This is a genomic window from Methylobacterium sp. WL1 (assembly GCF_008000895.1).
Classification (GTDB): domain Bacteria; phylum Pseudomonadota; class Alphaproteobacteria; order Rhizobiales; family Beijerinckiaceae; genus Methylobacterium.
In genome coordinates this window covers 713,950-730,841 of record NZ_CP042823.1, presented here as the reverse complement: position 1 = coordinate 730,841, position 16,892 = coordinate 713,950, and the positions used below count along the sequence as shown (strand labels likewise).

Annotated in this window: 17 protein-coding genes; 9 read left to right on the top strand and 8 right to left on the bottom strand. The window is 70.0% G+C overall.

The window, feature by feature from the left end:
- Positions 1 to 192: 192 nt before the first annotated feature.
- The 3 genes from apaG to speG are packed head-to-tail and all read left to right on the top strand — an operon-like array spanning position 193 to position 2,353.
- Positions 193 to 585: a Co2+/Mg2+ efflux protein ApaG gene (gene apaG / locus FVA80_RS03865; protein WP_147908818.1), complete on the top strand. Its 393-nt coding sequence runs from the start codon at positions 193 to 195 to the stop codon at positions 583 to 585.
- A gap of 35 nt (positions 586 to 620) precedes the next feature.
- The gene (gene argE, locus FVA80_RS03860) at positions 621 to 1,790 is read left to right on the top strand and encodes an acetylornithine deacetylase (protein ID WP_147908817.1); all 1,170 of its coding nucleotides are present in this window, start codon (positions 621 to 623) and stop codon (positions 1,788 to 1,790) included.
- The gene (gene speG, locus FVA80_RS03855) at positions 1,787 to 2,353 is read left to right on the top strand and encodes a spermidine N1-acetyltransferase (RefSeq protein WP_147908816.1); all 567 of its coding nucleotides are present in this window, start codon (positions 1,787 to 1,789) and stop codon (positions 2,351 to 2,353) included. Before argE ends, speG begins: the two co-directional genes overlap by 4 nt.
- 50 nt (positions 2,354 to 2,403) lie before the next feature.
- On the opposite strand, the gene FVA80_RS03850 is transcribed toward speG, so the two are convergent.
- The 4 genes from FVA80_RS03850 to FVA80_RS03835 all read right to left on the bottom strand — a co-directional run bounded on the left by FVA80_RS03850 (position 2,404) and on the right by FVA80_RS03835 (position 7,365).
- The gene (locus tag FVA80_RS03850; RefSeq protein ID WP_147908815.1) at positions 2,404 to 3,501 is read right to left on the bottom strand and encodes a hypothetical protein; all 1,098 of its coding nucleotides are present in this window, start codon (positions 3,499 to 3,501) and stop codon (positions 2,404 to 2,406) included.
- A gap of 172 nt (positions 3,502 to 3,673) precedes the next feature.
- Positions 3,674 to 4,699 (bottom strand): Hsp33 family molecular chaperone, encoded by a 1,026-nt coding sequence (locus FVA80_RS03845; protein ID WP_147908814.1) that lies wholly within the window; start codon positions 4,697 to 4,699, stop codon positions 3,674 to 3,676.
- A 317-nt stretch (positions 4,700 to 5,016) separates the two neighbouring features.
- Positions 5,017 to 5,997 carry an ornithine carbamoyltransferase gene (gene argF / locus FVA80_RS03840; RefSeq protein WP_147908813.1) on the bottom strand — a complete coding sequence of 327 codons (981 nt, stop codon included), beginning with the start codon at positions 5,995 to 5,997 and terminating at the stop codon, positions 5,017 to 5,019.
- Between the two features lie 177 nt (positions 5,998 to 6,174).
- Positions 6,175 to 7,365 (bottom strand): aspartate aminotransferase family protein, encoded by a 1,191-nt coding sequence (locus FVA80_RS03835; protein WP_147908812.1) that lies wholly within the window; start codon positions 7,363 to 7,365, stop codon positions 6,175 to 6,177.
- Positions 7,366 to 7,635: 270 nt separating this feature from the next.
- Between FVA80_RS03835 and FVA80_RS03830 the strand changes: the two genes are divergently transcribed.
- From FVA80_RS03830 to FVA80_RS03815, 4 genes are all read left to right on the top strand, one after another.
- Positions 7,636 to 8,109 carry a RidA family protein gene (locus FVA80_RS03830; protein WP_147908811.1) on the top strand — a complete coding sequence of 158 codons (474 nt, stop codon included), beginning with the start codon at positions 7,636 to 7,638 and terminating at the stop codon, positions 8,107 to 8,109.
- A 2-nt stretch (positions 8,110 to 8,111) separates the two neighbouring features.
- Positions 8,112 to 8,861, top strand: coding sequence for a glycerophosphodiester phosphodiesterase family protein (locus tag FVA80_RS03825; RefSeq protein ID WP_147908810.1), 750 nt, complete (start codon positions 8,112 to 8,114; stop codon positions 8,859 to 8,861).
- A 124-nt stretch (positions 8,862 to 8,985) separates the two neighbouring features.
- Positions 8,986 to 10,254, top strand: coding sequence for a GNAT family N-acetyltransferase (locus tag FVA80_RS03820; RefSeq protein ID WP_147908809.1), 1,269 nt, complete (start codon positions 8,986 to 8,988; stop codon positions 10,252 to 10,254).
- The gene (locus tag FVA80_RS03815) at positions 10,251 to 11,411 is read left to right on the top strand and encodes a M20 aminoacylase family protein (RefSeq protein ID WP_147908808.1); all 1,161 of its coding nucleotides are present in this window, start codon (positions 10,251 to 10,253) and stop codon (positions 11,409 to 11,411) included. Before FVA80_RS03820 ends, FVA80_RS03815 begins: the two co-directional genes overlap by 4 nt.
- A gap of 9 nt (positions 11,412 to 11,420) precedes the next feature.
- Here the strand turns inward: FVA80_RS03815 and FVA80_RS03810 are convergent, their stop codons facing one another.
- The 4 genes from FVA80_RS03810 to FVA80_RS03795 are packed head-to-tail and all read right to left on the bottom strand — an operon-like array spanning position 11,421 to position 14,248.
- On the bottom strand, positions 11,421 to 11,975 hold the full coding sequence (locus FVA80_RS03810; RefSeq protein ID WP_147908807.1) for a TetR/AcrR family transcriptional regulator: 555 nt from the start codon (positions 11,973 to 11,975) through the stop codon (positions 11,421 to 11,423).
- Between the two features lie 5 nt (positions 11,976 to 11,980).
- Complete coding sequence (locus tag FVA80_RS03805) at positions 11,981 to 12,448, bottom strand: nuclear transport factor 2 family protein (RefSeq protein ID WP_147908806.1); 468 nt, start codon at positions 12,446 to 12,448, stop codon at positions 11,981 to 11,983.
- A 59-nt stretch (positions 12,449 to 12,507) separates the two neighbouring features.
- Positions 12,508 to 13,329 carry a helix-turn-helix transcriptional regulator gene (locus tag FVA80_RS03800; RefSeq protein WP_210249201.1) on the bottom strand — a complete coding sequence of 274 codons (822 nt, stop codon included), beginning with the start codon at positions 13,327 to 13,329 and terminating at the stop codon, positions 12,508 to 12,510.
- 10 nt (positions 13,330 to 13,339) lie between these two features.
- A complete protein-coding gene (locus tag FVA80_RS03795) occupies positions 13,340 to 14,248 on the bottom strand; it encodes an alpha/beta hydrolase (protein WP_147908804.1) in 909 nt (302 codons plus the stop codon).
- A 533-nt stretch (positions 14,249 to 14,781) separates the two neighbouring features.
- Between FVA80_RS03795 and FVA80_RS03790 the strand changes: the two genes are divergently transcribed.
- Both FVA80_RS03790 and FVA80_RS03785 read left to right on the top strand, forming a co-directional pair.
- Positions 14,782 to 15,387, top strand: a complete 606-nt coding sequence (locus tag FVA80_RS03790; protein ID WP_147908803.1) for a PAS domain-containing protein — start codon at positions 14,782 to 14,784, stop codon at positions 15,385 to 15,387.
- Between the two features lie 338 nt (positions 15,388 to 15,725).
- Complete coding sequence (locus tag FVA80_RS03785; protein WP_348644621.1) at positions 15,726 to 16,889, top strand: MFS transporter; 1,164 nt, start codon at positions 15,726 to 15,728, stop codon at positions 16,887 to 16,889.
- Positions 16,890 to 16,892 lie beyond the last annotated feature (3 nt).

The window sequence follows — 16,892 nt, the reverse complement described above, 5'->3', positions numbered from 1 at the left end:
GCCGGCTTAATCCGGATGGTACGATACGCGCGGCGCTGGACTCGACCCCCCTCGGACGAGGCTGCGGCATCATCCGCGCGAGGTAGTCCGCCGCAATTGACGCCGATTTCACTGGCCACTACCACCGCCAGTGAAGCGCGTTCAATTCGTCTTCATCGAATCGCACCGTTCGAAGAAGGGCCTAATAGGGCGATGTACAAGGCCGAGACGCGGGGAATTCGTGTGACCGTTGAGCCCCGCTTCGTCGAGGAGGAATCCTCGCCGAATGAAAGTCGTTACTTCTTCGCCTATACGGTCGAAATCGTGAACACCGGCAGCGAGCAGGTGCAGCTGCGCTCCCGGCACTGGCGCATCATCGACGGGCACGGGGCCTGCCAGGAAGTGCGGGGCACGGGCGTGGTCGGCAAGCAGCCGGTGCTAGAGCCCGGCGAGTCCTTCTGCTACACGAGCGGCTGCCCGCTCAACACGCCCGATGGCCTGATGGCCGGCAGCTACACCATGGCGACGGTGGCCGGCGAGAGCTTCGAGGCCGAGATTCCCGCCTTCTCCCTCGACAGCCCGCACGTCCGCCGCAGCCTGCACTGAGGTCCCGGCTCCGGGGTCTCGCTCCGGAGGGACCTATGTCTGGGATCGGCGAGCGGCTCAGCCCGCTCGACATGCTCGCTCGCCTCGTGTCGTTCGATACCGAGAGCGACAAACCGAACCTCGCCCTGATCGATTCCGTCTGCGCCTATCTCGACGGTTGGGGTGTCCTTTATCTGCGCCTGCCGAACGCGGCCGGCGACAAGGCCGCCCTGTTCGCCACGATCGGCCCGATGGTCGACGGCGGCGTCGTGCTCTCCGGCCATACCGACGTGGTCCCGGTGGCGGGCCAGGCCTGGACCGGCGACCCGTTCACCCTGCGCGTCGCCGACGGGCGGGCCTACGGGCGTGGCGCCGTCGACATGAAGGCCTTCGACGCCCTGGCGCTGGCGCTGGTGCCCGACATGCTGGCCGCCAACCTCATGCGGCCGATCCACATCCTGCTGTCCTACGACGAGGAGACCACCTGCCTCGGCTCGATGGATGTGATCACGCGGTTCGGTGCCGACCTCCCGCGGCCCGGCGCCGTGATCGTCGGGGAGCCGACCGGCATGGAGGTCGCGGACGCGCACAAGAGCATCGTCACCTGCCTGACCACCGTACACGGCCACGAGGCCCATTCGGCACGGCCGGCGCTGGGGGCGAACGCGGTCGCGGCGGCCTGCGAGCTGGTCGCCGGCCTGAACCGGATCGCCGACCTGATGATCGAGCGCGGCGACGCCTCCGGGCGCTTCGATCCGGCCGCCACCACGGTCCATGTCGGGACGATCCACGGTGGCACGGCGCGCAACATCCTCGCCAAGGAGTGCCGCTTCCTCTGGGAATACCGCGGCCTGCCAGACCTCGACCCGGCCGAGGTTCCGCGCCTGTTCGGCGAGGTGGTCGAGCGGGTGACGCGCGAGCGCCTGAACCGCTACGGTGAGTACGGGCGAATCGAGACGCTCGAGGAGGTCGACATTCCTGGGCTCGCACCAGATCCAGGCTCAGAGGCCGAACGGCTGTGCCTGCGGCTCGCGGGGCGCAACCGCACCATCGCGGTGCCCTACGCCACGGAGGCCGGCCGCTTCCAGCAGGCCGGGATCGCGACCGTCGTCTGCGGCCCCGGCGACATCGCCCAGGCCCACCAACCCGACGAGTTCATCACCCTCGACGCGCTCGGCAAGGGCGAGCGGTTCCTGAGGGCCCTGATCGAGGCTTGTGCGTCATGAACGCGCTGATCGGCATCACCATCAAGCTGCGCCCGCTGGAACGCGAGGACCTGCGCTTCGTCCACCAGCTGAACAACAACGACAGCATCATGCGCTACTGGTTCGAGGAGGCCTACGAGTCCTTCGCCGAGCTGCAGCAGCTCTACGAGCGCAACATCCACAACCAGACCGAGCGCCGCTTCATCGTGGCCGATCCGAGCGGCGAACCGGCGGGGCTGATCGAGCTCGTGGAGATCAACCACCTGCACCGGCGCTGCGAGTTCCAGATCGCGATCCACCCCAGCTTCCAGGGCCGTGGCTATGCTTGGCAGGCGACCCGGATCGCCATGGATTACGCGTTCAGCGTGCTCAACATCCACAAGCTGTACCTGCACGTGGACCGGGACAATGCCCGGGCCGTGCGGATCTACGAGCGCTGCGGCTTCCATCCCGAAGGCGTGCTCAAGGACGAGTTCTTCGTGAACGGCCGCTATCGCGACGCCGTGCGGATGTGCCTGTTCCAGCCGGATTATCTCAAGAACCGCGGCAGCGGCGACATCGCCGAACCGGTGCTGAAAGTCTGATCCCGCGGCGGATGCGGGAGGGGCCGCGCGGACCCCTCCCGGACCTCTGCTTAGTTGCGGCCGGCGCCGGGCTCGCGGCCGACCCTTCCGGCTCCCTGCGCTGCGCCGCCCTGAGCGCCACCGGCATTCATGCCGCCGCGCTCGGTGTTGCCCATCCGGCCACCGTCGTTGTTGGCCGGCCGCGCGCCACCCTGCTGGTCGCCGCGCTCGGAGGCATTGCGGATGCCGTCCTGTCGGCCGCCCCGCATGTCGCCGCTACGCGTGCCGTCGTCCCGGCCCTGGCGATTGGCCGTCCGATCCCTGTCGCCGCCGTCAGTATTGCGGGCGCCGTCGCGTTGATCGCGACGGTCCGTGCGGACGCCGGCGCGGGTCTCGGCCCGGAAGCCGGCATTGACCGTGCCGCCGCCGCTCAGGCGACGGTATTCATCGGAGCCGTAGCGCACCCTCTGGCCGTGGATCGTCACGAACCGCTCCTCGCGCACCGATACCAGGCGGCGATACTCGGGCGAGCCGTACACGACACGCTGGCCACGGATGGTCACGAAGCGTTCCCGCGGCCGGCTCTCGCGGACGCCGACGAGGCGGCGGTACTCGGGCAAGCCATAGAGGACGCGTTGCCCGCGGATCACCACGTACCGGACCCGAGGCCTACGATTCTCGGTAACGATCAGGCGGCGGTACTCGGGCGATCCGTAGACCACCCGGTGGCCGCCGATCACCACGAACCGGCCCTCGCGGCGGACGCCGCCTCCGACTCGATCCGACCGGACATCGGTCCGGCGCTCCGTGCGGCTCTCGCTGCGCCCACCCCGGATCTCGGCGCGCTCGCCCCGCCCACCATCCCGGCCGCCGCGCGCACCGGCTTCCGATTCGGCCCGCCCGCGATCCTGGGCTGCCCGGTCACCGGAAGCTCGGTTGCCGTTCCCACCCTGCGCGGCCCGGCCGCTCTCCGCACCGGTGCGTCCCGCTGCGGCCTGATCGGCGGCCTGTGACCCGGTCCGGTCGGACCCGGTCCGCAGGCTCGATTCCGAGCCGCCGGCTTCGGCCCGGCCGGCCATCCCGGTGCCGCGATCGGCCCCGCCCGGCTGCTGCGCATAGGCCGAGGTGCTGATCAGCAGCGCGGCCAACCCGATCGACAACGTTCGCATGGCGTCTCCTCCGATATTGAAGCAGCCACGCAACGTCGAAGGTCCGAAAACGGTTCTGTCCGGGATCCTTAAAAATTCGCGCATCGAATACTGAGGTGACAGCGTTTCGCGCGGAGAAGCTTGACCGTTATCGGTAGCCGAGACCGGAAGATCGGTCTTGCTGGCTAAGTATCTACTGGTTCGACTGCGCGCCGATTTCGGCTTCGACCTCCTGCGGGTCGAGGTCGTAGCGGCGGGAGCAGAACTCGCAGGTGATGACGATGCGCCCGTCATCCGCGATGATGTCGCGCCGCTCCTGAGGCGAGAACGAGCGGATCATGCCCATGACGCGCTCCTGGGAGCAACGGCAGGCCTCGTGCACCGGCTGACGGTCGAACACACGCACGCCGCGCTCGTGGAACAGCCGGTAGAGCAGGCGCTCGCTGGACACGTTCGGATCGACCAGCTCGTGGTCCTCGACCGTGCCGACGAGAGAACGCGCCTCGACCCAGGCATCGTCCTCGACAGCTTGACCGGACAGATGCGTATGCCCCTCCGGGATGTCGCCCGGCGGCAGATCGGCGAGGCGGGCGCGGTCGATCGACTGCGGCAGGAACTGCACGATCAGGCCGCCGGCCCGCCACCGGGCAGCCCCCTCCTCCACCGCCTCGGCGACCGCGAGGCGCACCTGGGTCGGGATCTGCTCGGACTGCCGGAAATACTGGTGCGCAGCCTCCTCCAGGCTCTGGCCTTCGAGGGCGACGACGCCCTGGTAGCGGCTGGACGCGGAGCCCTGGTCGATGGTCATGGCGAGGTGGCCCGCACCGATCAGGTCGGCGTCCTTCAGCGGGCGCTCGCCCAGGGCGGCGACCCGGTCGGCGTCGAACCGCGCGGTGGCGCGCAGGCGATCGGGCGCCTCGAAGTCGACGACGATCATCGCCACCGGACCGTCGGTCTTGGTCTGGAGCTGGAAGCGGCCCTCGAACTTGAGCGACGAGCCCAGCAGCACGGTCAGGGCGGCGGCCTCGCCCAGAAGCCGGGCGACGGCATCCGGGTAGCCGTGACGGCGCAGGATCGTATCCACCGAGGGGCCGAGCCGGACCAGCCGCCCGCGTACGTCGAGGGCTTCCACGGCAAAGGGCAGTACGGCATCGTCCGCGCCGTCATGGCCGTTGCCGACCGCCTGCACCTGAGATTGCGACTCTGTTCCTGAGGTCATGCCCGCTCCGATCGATCCATTCGGCGCCCGCGACGGCCGCTCCGACAGGCCGGGGCGCGGGTCCCGCTCCCGCAGGGAGGGGAATGGCGTGAGGAAGAGGACCCGTCTGGAGCGATCTGTTCCCTCACCCCGCCCGCGCCGGCACGGGAGAAGGGGCGCATCGCGCCACATCCGTCGCCGAGATACTGCCGTCCGGCAGCCGTGATGGGGAGGCGGGCCGCGAAAGCCGCCCGCTCACCCGTATATGGGGCGGCATTCCGAAATTCGCGACCGCCCCGCCTCGAAAATCGGGACCGGTGCGGTGCGCGAGCCTGCGTTCAGGGCGTCTCCGCGCCCAGGCACCAGGCCAGGATCCCCTTCTGCGCGTGCAGGCGGTTCTCGGCCTCGTCGAACACCACAGAGCGCGGCCCATCCATGATCTCGGCCGTGACTTCCTCGCCGCGGTGGGCCGGCAGGCAGTGCATGAAGATCGCGTCCGGGTTGGCGGCCGCCATCAGCTTGGCGTTCACCTGATAGGGGTTCAGCAGGTTGTGGCGGTGGCCTTCGTCGTCGTCGCCCATCGAGACCCAGCAATCCGTCACCACGGCGTCGGCGCCGGCCACGGCCGCGAAGGCGTCGGTGCCGACATTGACCGTCGCGCCTTCGCGCTTCGCCCAGGCGATCAGGCCGGGCGGGGGGGCGAGCTCGGGCGGGCTGGCGATGTTGAGACGGAAATCGAGCCGCGCGGCCGCGTGGACCCAACTCGCCAGAACGTTGTTCGAATCACCCGACCACGCCACCGTGCGGCCCTTGATCGGCCCGCGATGCTCCTCGAAGGTCATCACGTCGGCCATGATCTGGCACGGATGCGAGACCTTGGTCAGCGCGTTGATCACCGGCACGGTCGCGTGCTCGGCCAGTTCCAGCATCTGGCCGTGGTCGAGGATGCGGATCATGATCGCGTCCACGAAGCGCGACAGGACCTGGGCGGTGTCGCCGATGGTCTCGCCCCGGCCGAGCTGCATCTCGGAGCCGGTCAGCATCAGGGTCTCACCGCCGAGTTCACGCATCGCCACGTCGAACGAGACGCGCGTCCGGGTCGAGGGCCGGTCGAACACCATCGCGAGGGTCTTGCCGACCAGGGGGCGCTCGGCGGCGCGCTCACCCTTGCGGCGGCGCGCCTTGATGGCGGCGCTCGCGTCGAGCACCCCGCGCAGCTGCGCTCCGGAGAAGTCCTTGAGGTCGAGGAAGTGGCGGGGGCCGGCACCGTTCAGGTGCGGGACTGGGGCACGCGCCCGGCCGTCAATCTGGGCTTTCATCGCGTCACGTTCGCTAGAGCCTGCTCCACGATCACCTGATCATGAACGACACTCTATCTCCTGGTGAGGGGCATTCTCGTCACGCACGGCGGGATCGACCGTGCCCGAAAATGCTTCGCACCGCCCGGCACCGGAACGCGGCGCTGGGCGGTGATTCGTAGAAGCGGGATCGGCCTGCTATTCGGCCGCCCCGCGCAGAGCTGCGAAGGAGGAGGCGGCCTCGTCCAGCCGCCGGACCGCCTCGTCGATCTCGCTGTCGCCGACGATCAGCGGTGGCAGCAGGCGGACGATGTTGTCGCCCGCCGGGATAACCAGAAGATGTGCGGCCCGGGCGGCGGCGGCAAAATCCGTGTTCGGCACGCCGAGCTTGAGGCCGAGCATCAGTCCCTCGCCTCGGACCTCTTGGAATACGTGCGGGTGGCGGTCGCGCAGGGCGGCCAGCTTCTGCTTGAGCAGCAGCCCGGCATGGGCGACGCGGGCGAGGAACCCATCCGCCAGCACCACGTCGAGAACGGCGTTGCCGACCGCCATGGCGAGCGGGTTGCCGCCGAAGGTGGTGCCGTGGCTGCCGGCAGTCATGCCGCGGGCTGCCTCGCGGGTGGCGAGACAGGCGCCCATCGGGAAGCCGCCGCCGATGCCCTTGGCCACGCTCATGATGTCCGGGGTGATGCCGGACCATTCGTGCGCAAACAGCTTGCCGGTGCGCCCGACACCGGTCTGGACCTCGTCCATGATCAGCAGCAGGCCGTGCGCGTCGCAGATCTCGCGCAGGCGGCGCAGATCCGCATGTGGGATCACCCGCACGCCGCCCTCGCCCTGGATCGGCTCGATCATCAGGGCGGCCGTCTCCTCGCCGATCACGGCCTCCAGAGCCGCGAAGTCGCCGGCCGGGACCTGATCGAAGCCTTCGACCTTGGGGCCGAACCCCTCGATGTATTTCTGCTGGCCGCCTGCCGCGAGGGTCGCCAGGGTCCGGCCGTGGAAGGCGCCCGCGAAGGTGACGATCCGGTAGCGCTCCGGATTGCCGCCGGCCGCGTGATACTTCCGGGCGATCTTGATCGCCGCCTCGTTGGCCTCCGCCCCCGAGTTGCAGAAGAACGCCACGTCCGCAAAGGTCGCGTCCACGAGACGCCGCCCGAAGCGCTCGCCGCCCGGGATCTCGAACAGGTTCGACGTATGCCAGATCCGGCTGGCCTGCTCGGTGAGCGCGCCGACGAGGTGCGGATGGGCGTGGCCGAGGCCGTTGACCGCGATGCCGGCGCCGAAATCGAGATATCGCTCCCCGGCCTCCGTCACGAGCCAGGCGCCCTCGCCGCGCTCGAAAGCGAGCGGCGCGCGGACGTAGGTCGGCAGAAGGGCTGACGTCACGGATCCCGTCTCCGTCTCTCAAGGCACCGGAGCAAGCATTGTGCCGGCTCCAAATGAAAGTGCCGCCTCGTTATGGGCGGCACGCGCGCGATTACTATGAAACGGCCGGCTCCTGTCAACGTTGCGACGTCGGTTCAGGGTGCGCGGCAGCTCTGCGCGATGCTTGCGCGGATCGGATTTCAGCGGTGTGACACCCGGCCGATGCCCTTGCGCGGCAGGGTGCGGACATGCTCCTGCTGCCGCAGATTCGAGTTGGCGCGGGAGAATCCCATGAGCACGATCAAGGACCGTCTGGAGAGCCTGGGCCTTACCCTGCCGAAGGCGGCGGCACCGGTTGCCAACTACGTGCCGTTCGTGCGCACCGGCAACCTCGTGGTCATCTCCGGCCAGGTCTGCTTCGGCGCGGACGGGACCATCGCCCCCGAGCACAAGGGCAAGGTCGGCGGCAACGTCTCGGCCGAGGCCGGCAAGGCGGCAGCCCGGCTCTGCGCCCTCAACGTCCTGGCTCAGCTCGAGGCTGCGGTGGGTGACCTCGACCGGGCCCTGGAGCAATGCGTGCGGCTGGGCGGCTTCATCAATGCGGCCCCGGGCTTCTCCGCGGTCGCCGGGGTGATGAACGGTGCCTCCGACCTGATGGTCGAGCTGCTGGGCGACAGCGGACGCCATGCCCGCTCGACGGTCGGCGTCGCCGAATTGCCCCTCGACGCCGCGGTCGAGGTCGAGGCGATCTTCGAGGTCCGCTGAGCGTGGCTGCGCCCGACTGGCTCACCGCGCGGCCGATCGCCCATCGCGGGTTGCACGACCGGGCGGCGGGTCGGCCGGAGAACACCCTGGCTGCCGCCCGTGCGGCGGTGGCGGGGGGCTTTGCCATCGAATGCGACGTTCAACTGAGCGCCGATGGCGAGGCGATGGTGTTCCATGACGCGGCGCTGGGCCGGCTGACCGGGGCGAGCGAGGCGATCGGGACCAAATCGGCGGCCGAACTCGGGGCGCTCGTTGTCGGCGGGACCGCCGAGACGATCCCGACCCTGTCGGCCTTCCTGGCGGCGGTGGCTGGGGCGGTCCCGGTCGTGATCGAGGTCAAGTCCCGCTACGATGGAGACCTGCGGCTGGCGACCCGTGCGGCGGAGATCGCCGTGGCTTCGGGCGGCCCCGTGGCGATGAAGTCCTTCGACCCGCAGGTGGTGGCCGCCTTGCGGGATCTCTGCCCGCCCGCAATGCCCCGTGGGATCGTGGCCGAGACCACCCAGGACGACCCTGCCTATGCCGCCCTCCCCTGGGCGACGCGCCGGGCCCTGTCCAACCTGCTGCACTTTTCGGAGTCGCGGCCCGACTTCCTGTCCTGGCGGGTCGACGACCTCCCCTGCGCGCCGACCTACCTGTGCCGGCTCCTCAGCCGCATCCCGGTGATGGCCTGGACGGTGCGGACCGAGGACCAGCGCATCCGCGCGGGCGCGCACGCGGACCAGATGGTGTTCGAGGGTTTCGTCCCGTGATCGATGCGGGCCGTTCGGTTTTGCCGCCCGACGGTGTGACGCCGTCGTCCATCTGACAAGTCCGCCGGGCAGCCGCGCGCATCCGCCCGCTTGCCCGGCTGCCCGGCCCGGCTAGATTGGGCGCATGAAGCAAGCACCCGGGCCGGCGCCGGAGACCTCCTCGCTCACCGTGCGGGCGATGACCGGCTTGAAGGAGATCGGCGCCGCGGCCTGGGATGCCTGCGCGTTCTCCTCCGAGACCCTGGCGGCGGGCGACGAGACTCACAACCCGTTCGTCTCGCACGCCTTCCTGTCGGCGCTGGAGGAATCCGGCTGCGTCGCGCGCAAGACCGGCTGGCTGCCGCTCCACGTGGCGGTGGAGCGCGAAGGTACGCTGCTCGGGGTGGCGCCTTGCTATCTGAAGTCGCACAGCCAAGGCGAGTACGTGTTCGATCACGGCTGGGCCGATGCCTACGAGCGGGTCGGCGGCGCCTATTATCCGAAGCTGCAGGTCAGCGTGCCGTTCACCCCCGTGAGCGGCCCGCGTTTCCTGATCGCCCCGGGCGCCGATCCGGACGAGGCGACCGCCGGGCTGGTCGCCGGCCTGCGGGCGCTCCGGGCCGAGACCAAGGCGTCGTCGATCCACGTCACCTTCATGCGCGAGGCCGAGTGGGAGCGGGCCGGAGCCGCTGGCTTCCTGCAGCGCACCGACCAGCAGTTCCACTGGGAGAATGCCGGCTACGCGAGCTTCGACGATTTCCTCAACGCGCTCGCATCCCGAAAACGGAAGACCATCCGCAAGGAGCGGCGCGACGCGCTAGCCCCCGGGATCACCGTCGAGCACCTGACCGGCGCCGACATCACCGAGGCCCATTGGGATGCGTTCTACGCCTTCTACATGGATACGGGCGCGCGCAAATGGGGGCGGCCCTACCTCAACCGCCGGTTCTTCTCGCTCCTGTCCGAGCGCATGGCCGACCGGGTTCTGCTGATCATGGCCCGCCGCGGTGACGCCTACATCGCCGGCGCGATCAACCTGATCGGCGACACGGCGCTGTACGGACGCAACTGGGGCTGCATCGAGGACCACCCGTTCCTGCATTTCGAGATCTGCTACTATCAGGCGATCGACTTCGCGATCCGCCGCGGGCTCAAGCGGGTCGAGGCCGGGGCGCAGGGGGAGCACAAGCTGGCCCGCGGCTACAGGCCGGTGCTGATGCACTCCGCCCACGACATCGCCGACCCGGCCTTCCGCCGGGCGGTGGCCGATTATTTGCAGCGGGAGCGCGCCCACGTCGCCGAGGCGGTCGACGTCCTCGACACGCTCACGCCGTTCCGGCGCACCGACGCGGACGCTGTCGGCGACGCTGAGGCCCGGTCCACGCCTTCGTCCCCCGAGAGCCCGAGCACATGAGCCCGATCGACCACATCAAGACCTATGCCGACGAGCTGACGGCCCTGCGCCGCGACCTGCACGCCCACCCGGAGCTGGGCTTCGAGGAGGTACGCACCGCCGGCATCGTCGCCGATCTCCTGGAGCAGTACGGCTGCGAGGTGCATCGCGGCGTCGGCGGCACCGGCGTGGTCGGGCTCCTGAAGGGCCGCACCGATAACGGCCGCCGGATCGGCCTGCGCGCCGACATGGACGCCCTGCCGATCGAAGAGGAGACCAACCTCCCCTATCGCTCGACCTACGCGGGCAAGATGCACGCCTGCGGTCATGACGGCCACACGACGATGCTGGTCGGCGCGGCGCGCTACCTCGCCGAGACCCGCGACTTCGACGGCACGGCCGTGTTCGTGTTCCAGCCCGCCGAGGAGGGCCGCGGCGGCGCCCGGGCGATGCTGAAGGACGGGCTGTTCGAGCGCTTCCCGTGCGACGAGATCTACGGCCTGCACAACCAGCCGGGCGGCGGCCACGGGCGGATCAAGCTGCGCCCCGGGCCGCTCATGGCGGCGGCCGACTTCTTCGACATCAACATCCGTGGCCGGGGTGCGCACGCCGCCCATCCGCAAGGCGGCATTGACCCGATCGTGATCGCCACGGGGCTCGCCCAGGCGCTCCAGTCGATCGTCTCGCGCAACGCCGACCCGCTGAAGTCGATCGTGCTGTCGATCACCCGGATCTCGGCCGGCTCGGCCTACAACGTCATCCCGGAGACGGCGCAGCTGGCCGGCACGATCCGCACCTTCGATCGGGAACTGCGCGCGCTCGCCGGAACTCGCATGCGCGAGCTGGCCGCGGGCTTCGCCGCCGCGTACGGCGCCGAGATCAAGGTCGATATCCACGACATGTTCTCCGTTCTGGAGAACGCACCCGAGCAGGCGGCCGCCGCGACTGCGGTGGCGACCGAACTCTTCGGACCCGACAATGTCGAGGCGGATGCGGCCCCGAAGATGGGCAGCGAGGATTTTGCCGACATGGCCCAGGCTGTGCCGGCCGCGTATGTCTGGCTCGGCTCGAACCCCGGTCCGGGCCTGCACAATGCCAGCTACAATTTCGACGACTCGGTTATCCCGATCGGCAGCGCCTTCCTGGCCCGGATGGTCGAGAGCCGCACCGCCGCCTGAGACGACGCCTCAGCCCGCTGCGGTCGCGATCCGCGACCGCAGCGCGGCCAGCGCGCGGGTGAAGACCGCCGGCTCGTCGAGCGCCCGCGCGAGCACGATCGCCCCCTGGATCTGCGCGACGACGTCCTCGGCCAGCGCCGTGCTGGCTTCCGCATCGTGCCCTGCACGCAACAATGCGTCGGCGAGGGCGGCGACCCAGCGGGCGAAGTAGCCCCGCACCGCCTCGGCGAACAGCTCACGGCCGCTGCCGAGGGCCAGGACGCCGACGAGGCAGACCCGCTGCCCCGACCGGAAATAGGTTTGGACCGACGCGAACATCTCCCAGATCGCGGTCTCGGGCCGGTCGGCCTCGCGCAGCGGCCGGTATACGTTGGCCTCGAACCACGCGTCGATCTCCGCGAGCACGCAGGCTGCCATCTCGGCCTTCCCGCCCGGGAAGAGGTGGTACAGGCTGCCTTTGCCCAGGCCGGTGGCCTTGCCGATCAGCGCGAGGCTGGCGCCCGCGTAGCCGTGCTCACGAAAGACCTCCGCGAGCGCCGGCAGAATCTCGCTGCGCACCGTCACCGTGCCTAGAGGCCCAGGTCGCTCAGGCCCGGATGATCGTCGGGGCGCCGGCCCAGCGGCCAATGGAACTTCCGGTCGGCGGCGGCGATCGCCAGATCGTTGATGCTGGCGATCCGGCGGCGCATCAGCCCGTGCGCGTCGAACTCCCAGTTCTCGTTGCCGTACGAGCGGTACCATTGCCCGCCCGCGTCGTGCCACTCGTACGCGAAGCGCACGGCGATCCGGTCGCCGCCGCAGGTCCAGAGCTCCTTGATCAGCCGGTATTCGCGTTCGTGCGCCCACTTGCGCTGGAGGAACGCCACGATCGCCGCGCGCCCCGACAGGAACTCGCTTCGGTTCCGCCACACGCTGTCCGGCGTGTAGGCGAGCGAGACCCGCTCTGGATCCCGCCCGTTCCAGGCATCCTCGGCCATGCGGGCCTTTCGGGCGGCGGTCTCCGCGGTGAAAGGTGGAAATGGCGGGCGGTCCGACATCAGCGTATCCTCACGGTTTGTACCGATTGGTACAAACGTGGACGCATCGGGAGCTCGCGTCAACCGGATCGGCTCGCCTTGCGGGTCGGTACGGCTCGTCCAAAGGCAGCGGCGGGATCCGCGCCCTGGGTCCGATAGGCGGCCGGGGCTGCACCGATGATCCGGCGGAACATGGCCGCAAAGGCGCTGGGCGTCTCGTAGCCCAGCGCGGCCGCGGTTTCGGCGACCGATCCGCCTCCAACCAGCATCGGCAACGCGGCCAGGACGCGGGCCTGCTGACGCCAGACTGAGAACGGGACCATCAGCTCTCGTTCCGCCAGCCGCGCCAGTGTTCTCGGCGAGGCCCCGGCATCCCGGGCGAAGGCCGCCATGTCCCGCCGGTCGCCGGGACGCGCCAGGATCGCGTCGCAGACACGCCGGAGCCGCGGGTCTTCCGGCATCGCCAGGCAGAATGGGCAGTGCGGGAGCGCGGCGACCTCATCAAGCAGGACATCGAACAGCCGGCCCTGCCGCCCGACCCGATCGTCCGCCCGGCCATCGCGGATCGCCCGCAGGATCAGTTCGCGCAGGAGCGGTGTCACCGCGAGACCGGTCGGCACGTTCGGCAGGTCGGCCGGCACGGCATGGTCGGCGACGTAGAAGGTCCGAAGCGAAACGGCGCCGCGGGCGCGCATGGCGTGCTCGACGCCGGCTGAGACCCACAGGGCCCGCTGCGGCGGTACGATCCAGAGACTGCCCGCCGCGCGGATTTCCATCACCCCGGCCATCGCGTAGATCAACTGCGCGCGTGCGTGACAATGCGGGCCGACGATCCCGCCATCCGGGTAGTCGCGGCCGAGGCAGATCACCTTCGGGCTTGGCTGAGAGGCGGGGCCGAACACCGGGCGATCGTCAGGCGGTCGGCCGCGCGCCGAGACGAGCGATGAAGAAGTCCCGGGCGGCGCAGCTGGTGCGATCGAAGTGCCGGACATACGGATCGAAATGACCGCCCGGCACCAATACCAGATCTTTTGGCGGCAGGGCGCGCTGATAGGCTTCAAGGCACAGGTCGGTGGCCGTGAGACCGTCGTCTTCGGCCACGATCATCAGCAGCGGTGTCGGGCTGATCCGGGTGATGTGCACGCCCGGCTCGTTCTCGCGGGACAGTTCGGCGCTGCGCAACGTCACCGCATTCCGCCAGGCCGGTGCGAAGGCTTGGGTGCCGGTGAAGAAGGCGTGGCCGTCCTGTCCCGGCATCGCACAGGGTTGGCGCGGATCGTCCGACACCGCTAGCAGCATGGCCGGCTCCTCGCCGCGGAAGCGCGCGGAGCGGTCGGCCTCGAAGCGACGGAGCTGGGCCGGCACGAGATCGGCACGGGTCCGGCGCTGTGCCGAGCTCGAGCCGCTGATCTGTGGCACCTGCGCGACGACGCATCGGACCCGGCGGTCGATCGCCGCGACCTCGATCACGTGGCCCCCGCTGAAGCTGGTGCCCCAGATCCCAATGCGGTCCGGATCGATCCAGGGAATCGTCTGTGCGAAACTGATCGCATCCCGGTAGCCGCGCTTCTGCGCCGTCGGATCGACCTCCTGCCGGGGTAGCCCGTCGCTGGCGCCGAAATGGGCGTGGTCGTAGACCAGGACGCCGAGACCGGCCGCCGCGAAAACCTCTGCGTAACGACCGAGATACTGCTCTTTCACCGCCGAGAAGCCGTGGGCCATCACCACGGCCGCAGCGGATGCGCCCTCCGGTGTGTCCGGCCAATAGAGCCAGCCCCGCAAGGTCCGGCCCTCCGAACTGAACGCAACATCGCTTCGCATCGGTCGCTCCCTCGATCGCCGAAGCATCGTGCCGGACCTTGCTTAGGTCGGCGCGGTGAACCCGGTCAAAGATGGCGCCGTTTCGGCCAGAGATCCCTGTCGCCCGATGGCGCCGTCCACCGTCGACAGCCAGGCCGATCGGTGCAACTCTGGCACGCAAAGCGCCGCGGAGCGCGGCCCGGCGGACCGGGCGATACGATCGGGGAGGCTCATGGCGTCGGACATCCAAGAATCGCGGGCTGCGCTCATTCTTCTGGCGGTTGTGGTCGGGGCGGTGCTGCTGTTCGGCGCGTTCACGCTGGTCACGCAGATCGGCTGAAGCCCGCGCATGAAGTACAACCGTCGCGCGTCCATTGACATGGCGCGAAACCGGGGACGGTTCGTCGGTCGGCGGGAATAACCTCAATCCATCAGTAGAATGACCGGGAGAGCATTGAGGTTGCGGTGTTGAGTTAACCGCCTCTTAATTCCATCATGGGTTGTATGGCTGCGAAGAATGCGTGCGAGGGGCACGCCGGTTTCGGAGATCGCCCATGGTTGTCGACGCGATCAAGCGCCCGCGCGGCCTGCCGGTGGATCTGTCGGCAGCCCTCGACGCGTCCGGCGTGATCGGCGCGTGGTCGTGGTCGCCCCGGTCCGATCGCTGCACCCTCGATGCCGGCGCCGCCGACGTGCTCGCGGGCGATCCTGGCCTCGCCGGGCGGCCGATTCCGCTGGAGATCGCGAAGGCCTGCGTCCATCCCGAGGACCGGCCGGCGGTGGTGCGGCAGTTCCAGGCGGTCCGCGAGCGCGGCGGCCTGTTCGTGGCCGAGTACCGCACGCTCTCGCCGGCCGGCCAGGTCCGGTGGATCCTCGACCGCGGCCGGCTGCCGGCGGGCTCGTCGAGCCGGCGGACCGGGCACGGCATCATCATCGACGTGACCGACAGCCGGCTCGAGGATGAGCAGGCCGCCCCGTTGCCGGTCGAGCCGCTGGATGCGCTCTCGGTCGCCATCGACCGGGCCCTCGAATGCCGCGACGCGCTCGAAGGAGTCGCGGATACCGAACTGCAATTGCTGATCGATATGCTGCTGCTGCGCCTCGGGCAGAGCATCGCCAAGACCCCCGCCGCCGCGGCGGCAGGCCGGCGCGGGCATTGACCGATCGCGGGGGCGGCTCCTCGGCACCCTGGCACAGGATCGCGCGCGGAAGCGCGGAAGCGCGGACCGGATCGGCCTTCGGCGAGGATATCGGCCCCTCGGCAAACGAGAGGGCCCGCTTCGAGACGTTGTTTGCGAAGGCCGCGCGATTGCAAGGCGCGGGGGCGTAGGGGCGGCTGATTGCTGACCCGGTTGAACGGGCGATGCATCCGGAGCAGTGATTTGCTTTGGCGATCCGGATGCTGTTGTCTGGCCGTTGTCGGAGCGACCCCGGTCTCTCTTCGATCGGACCTCTATGTCGCCCTGCCCGCCGCACGCATCCTGACGAGGCTGCTCCGATGGATCCCGGCGCGCGCGACACCGCTCGGCGGGGTGGTCTGTCCCGCTTCCTCGTTTTGTACGTTGCCCTGTACGGGGCCTACGGTTTCCTCTCCCCGATCCTGCCGGGCTTTCTCGCGGCGCGTGGGCTGGAGCCGGGGCAGATCGGCACCCTCCTGGCAGCCGCCGGCGCCCTGCGGCTGGTGATCGGCCCCCTGGCCGGCGCCTTCGCGGACCGGAGCCGGGCCGGCCGTCCCGTCCTGGCGGCGAGCATCGCGCTCGCGGGTCTCGCCGTCCTGGCGCACCTGCCCGGCGTCGGGTTCTGGCAGCTCCCTTGGGCGGGCCCTGCTGTACGCGGCCGGAACCGCCGCGCCTGCGCCGCTGGCCGACGCGCTGGCGCTCGCCGCCGCCCAGGGCGGGGCCGTCTTCCAGTATGGCTGGGTCGGGCGGCCGGCTCGGCTGGCTTCATCGCCGCCACCGGCGCCGCCGGCTGGCTGATCGCCGCGTCCGGCTTGTGGGCCGCGCTGGTGGCGAGCGGGGGCCTGTTCATCGCCGCTTCGGGTGCGGCCCTGGCGCTGCCGGTCCGCGAAGGCGCGCAAAACGGCCCCATGCCGTGGCACAACTTCGCGGATCTGCTGCGGCTGCCGCGCTTCCTGCGCGTGGTCTTCGCGGCTTCGCTGGTGGTCGGCGCCCACGCCATGCATGACGGTTTCGCCATGATCCTGTGGCGCGCTGCCGGAATTGGAGCCGGCACCGCCGGACTGCTCTGGTCTGGATCGGTGGCGGCCGAGGTGCTGGTGTTCCTGTTCGCCGGACCCTGGCTCCTGGCGCGGATCGGGCTCCCGGCCGGAATCGCGGTCGCGGCGCTGGCCGGCGCCCTGCGCTGGGCGGCGCTCGCCTCGACCACAGCGATCCCCGTCCTCGCGGGTGCGGAGGTCCTGCACGGGCTGAGCTTCGCCCTGCTGCACCTCGCCTGCCTCGGCCTGATCGAGGCCGCGACGCCCCCGGAACGTCGGGCCACCGCGCTGGCACTCTACGGGACCCTGGGCCTCGGCCTGTCCGGCGTGCTGGCGACGCTGGCCTCCGGCGCGCTCTTCGGCGCCTTCGGGGCACCGGCCTTCTGGGCGATGGCGGCCATGAGCCTCGCCGCCCTGCCGCTGGTGCCGGGTCTGCGGGACGGCTGAAGC

Bases quoted from the DNA above. Each gene is read 5' to 3' on its own strand.
- argE (WP_147908817.1), top strand. From the start codon at position 621: ATGTCTGGGATCGGCGAGCGGCTCAGCCCGCTCGACATGCTCGCTCGC.
- FVA80_RS03815 (WP_147908808.1), top strand. From the start codon at position 10,251: ATGAGCCCGATCGACCACATCAAGACCTATGCCGACGAGCTGACGGCC.
- FVA80_RS03785 (WP_348644621.1), top strand. From the start codon at position 15,726: ATGGATCCCGGCGCGCGCGACACCGCTCGGCGGGGTGGTCTGTCCCGC.
- FVA80_RS03805 (WP_147908806.1), bottom strand. From the start codon at position 12,448: ATGTCGGACCGCCCGCCATTTCCACCTTTCACCGCGGAGACCGCCGCC.
- FVA80_RS03850 (WP_147908815.1), bottom strand. From the start codon at position 3,501: ATGCGAACGTTGTCGATCGGGTTGGCCGCGCTGCTGATCAGCACCTCG.
- FVA80_RS03820 (WP_147908809.1), top strand. From the start codon at position 8,986: ATGAAGCAAGCACCCGGGCCGGCGCCGGAGACCTCCTCGCTCACCGTG.
- apaG (WP_147908818.1), top strand. From the start codon at position 193: ATGTACAAGGCCGAGACGCGGGGAATTCGTGTGACCGTTGAGCCCCGC.
- speG (WP_147908816.1), top strand. From the start codon at position 1,787: ATGAACGCGCTGATCGGCATCACCATCAAGCTGCGCCCGCTGGAACGC.
- FVA80_RS03795 (WP_147908804.1), bottom strand. From the start codon at position 14,248: ATGCGAAGCGATGTTGCGTTCAGTTCGGAGGGCCGGACCTTGCGGGGC.
- argF (WP_147908813.1), bottom strand. From the start codon at position 5,997: ATGAAAGCCCAGATTGACGGCCGGGCGCGTGCCCCAGTCCCGCACCTG.
- FVA80_RS03790 (WP_147908803.1), top strand. From the start codon at position 14,782: ATGGTTGTCGACGCGATCAAGCGCCCGCGCGGCCTGCCGGTGGATCTG.
- FVA80_RS03845 (WP_147908814.1), bottom strand. From the start codon at position 4,699: ATGACCTCAGGAACAGAGTCGCAATCTCAGGTGCAGGCGGTCGGCAAC.
- FVA80_RS03830 (WP_147908811.1), top strand. From the start codon at position 7,636: ATGAGCACGATCAAGGACCGTCTGGAGAGCCTGGGCCTTACCCTGCCG.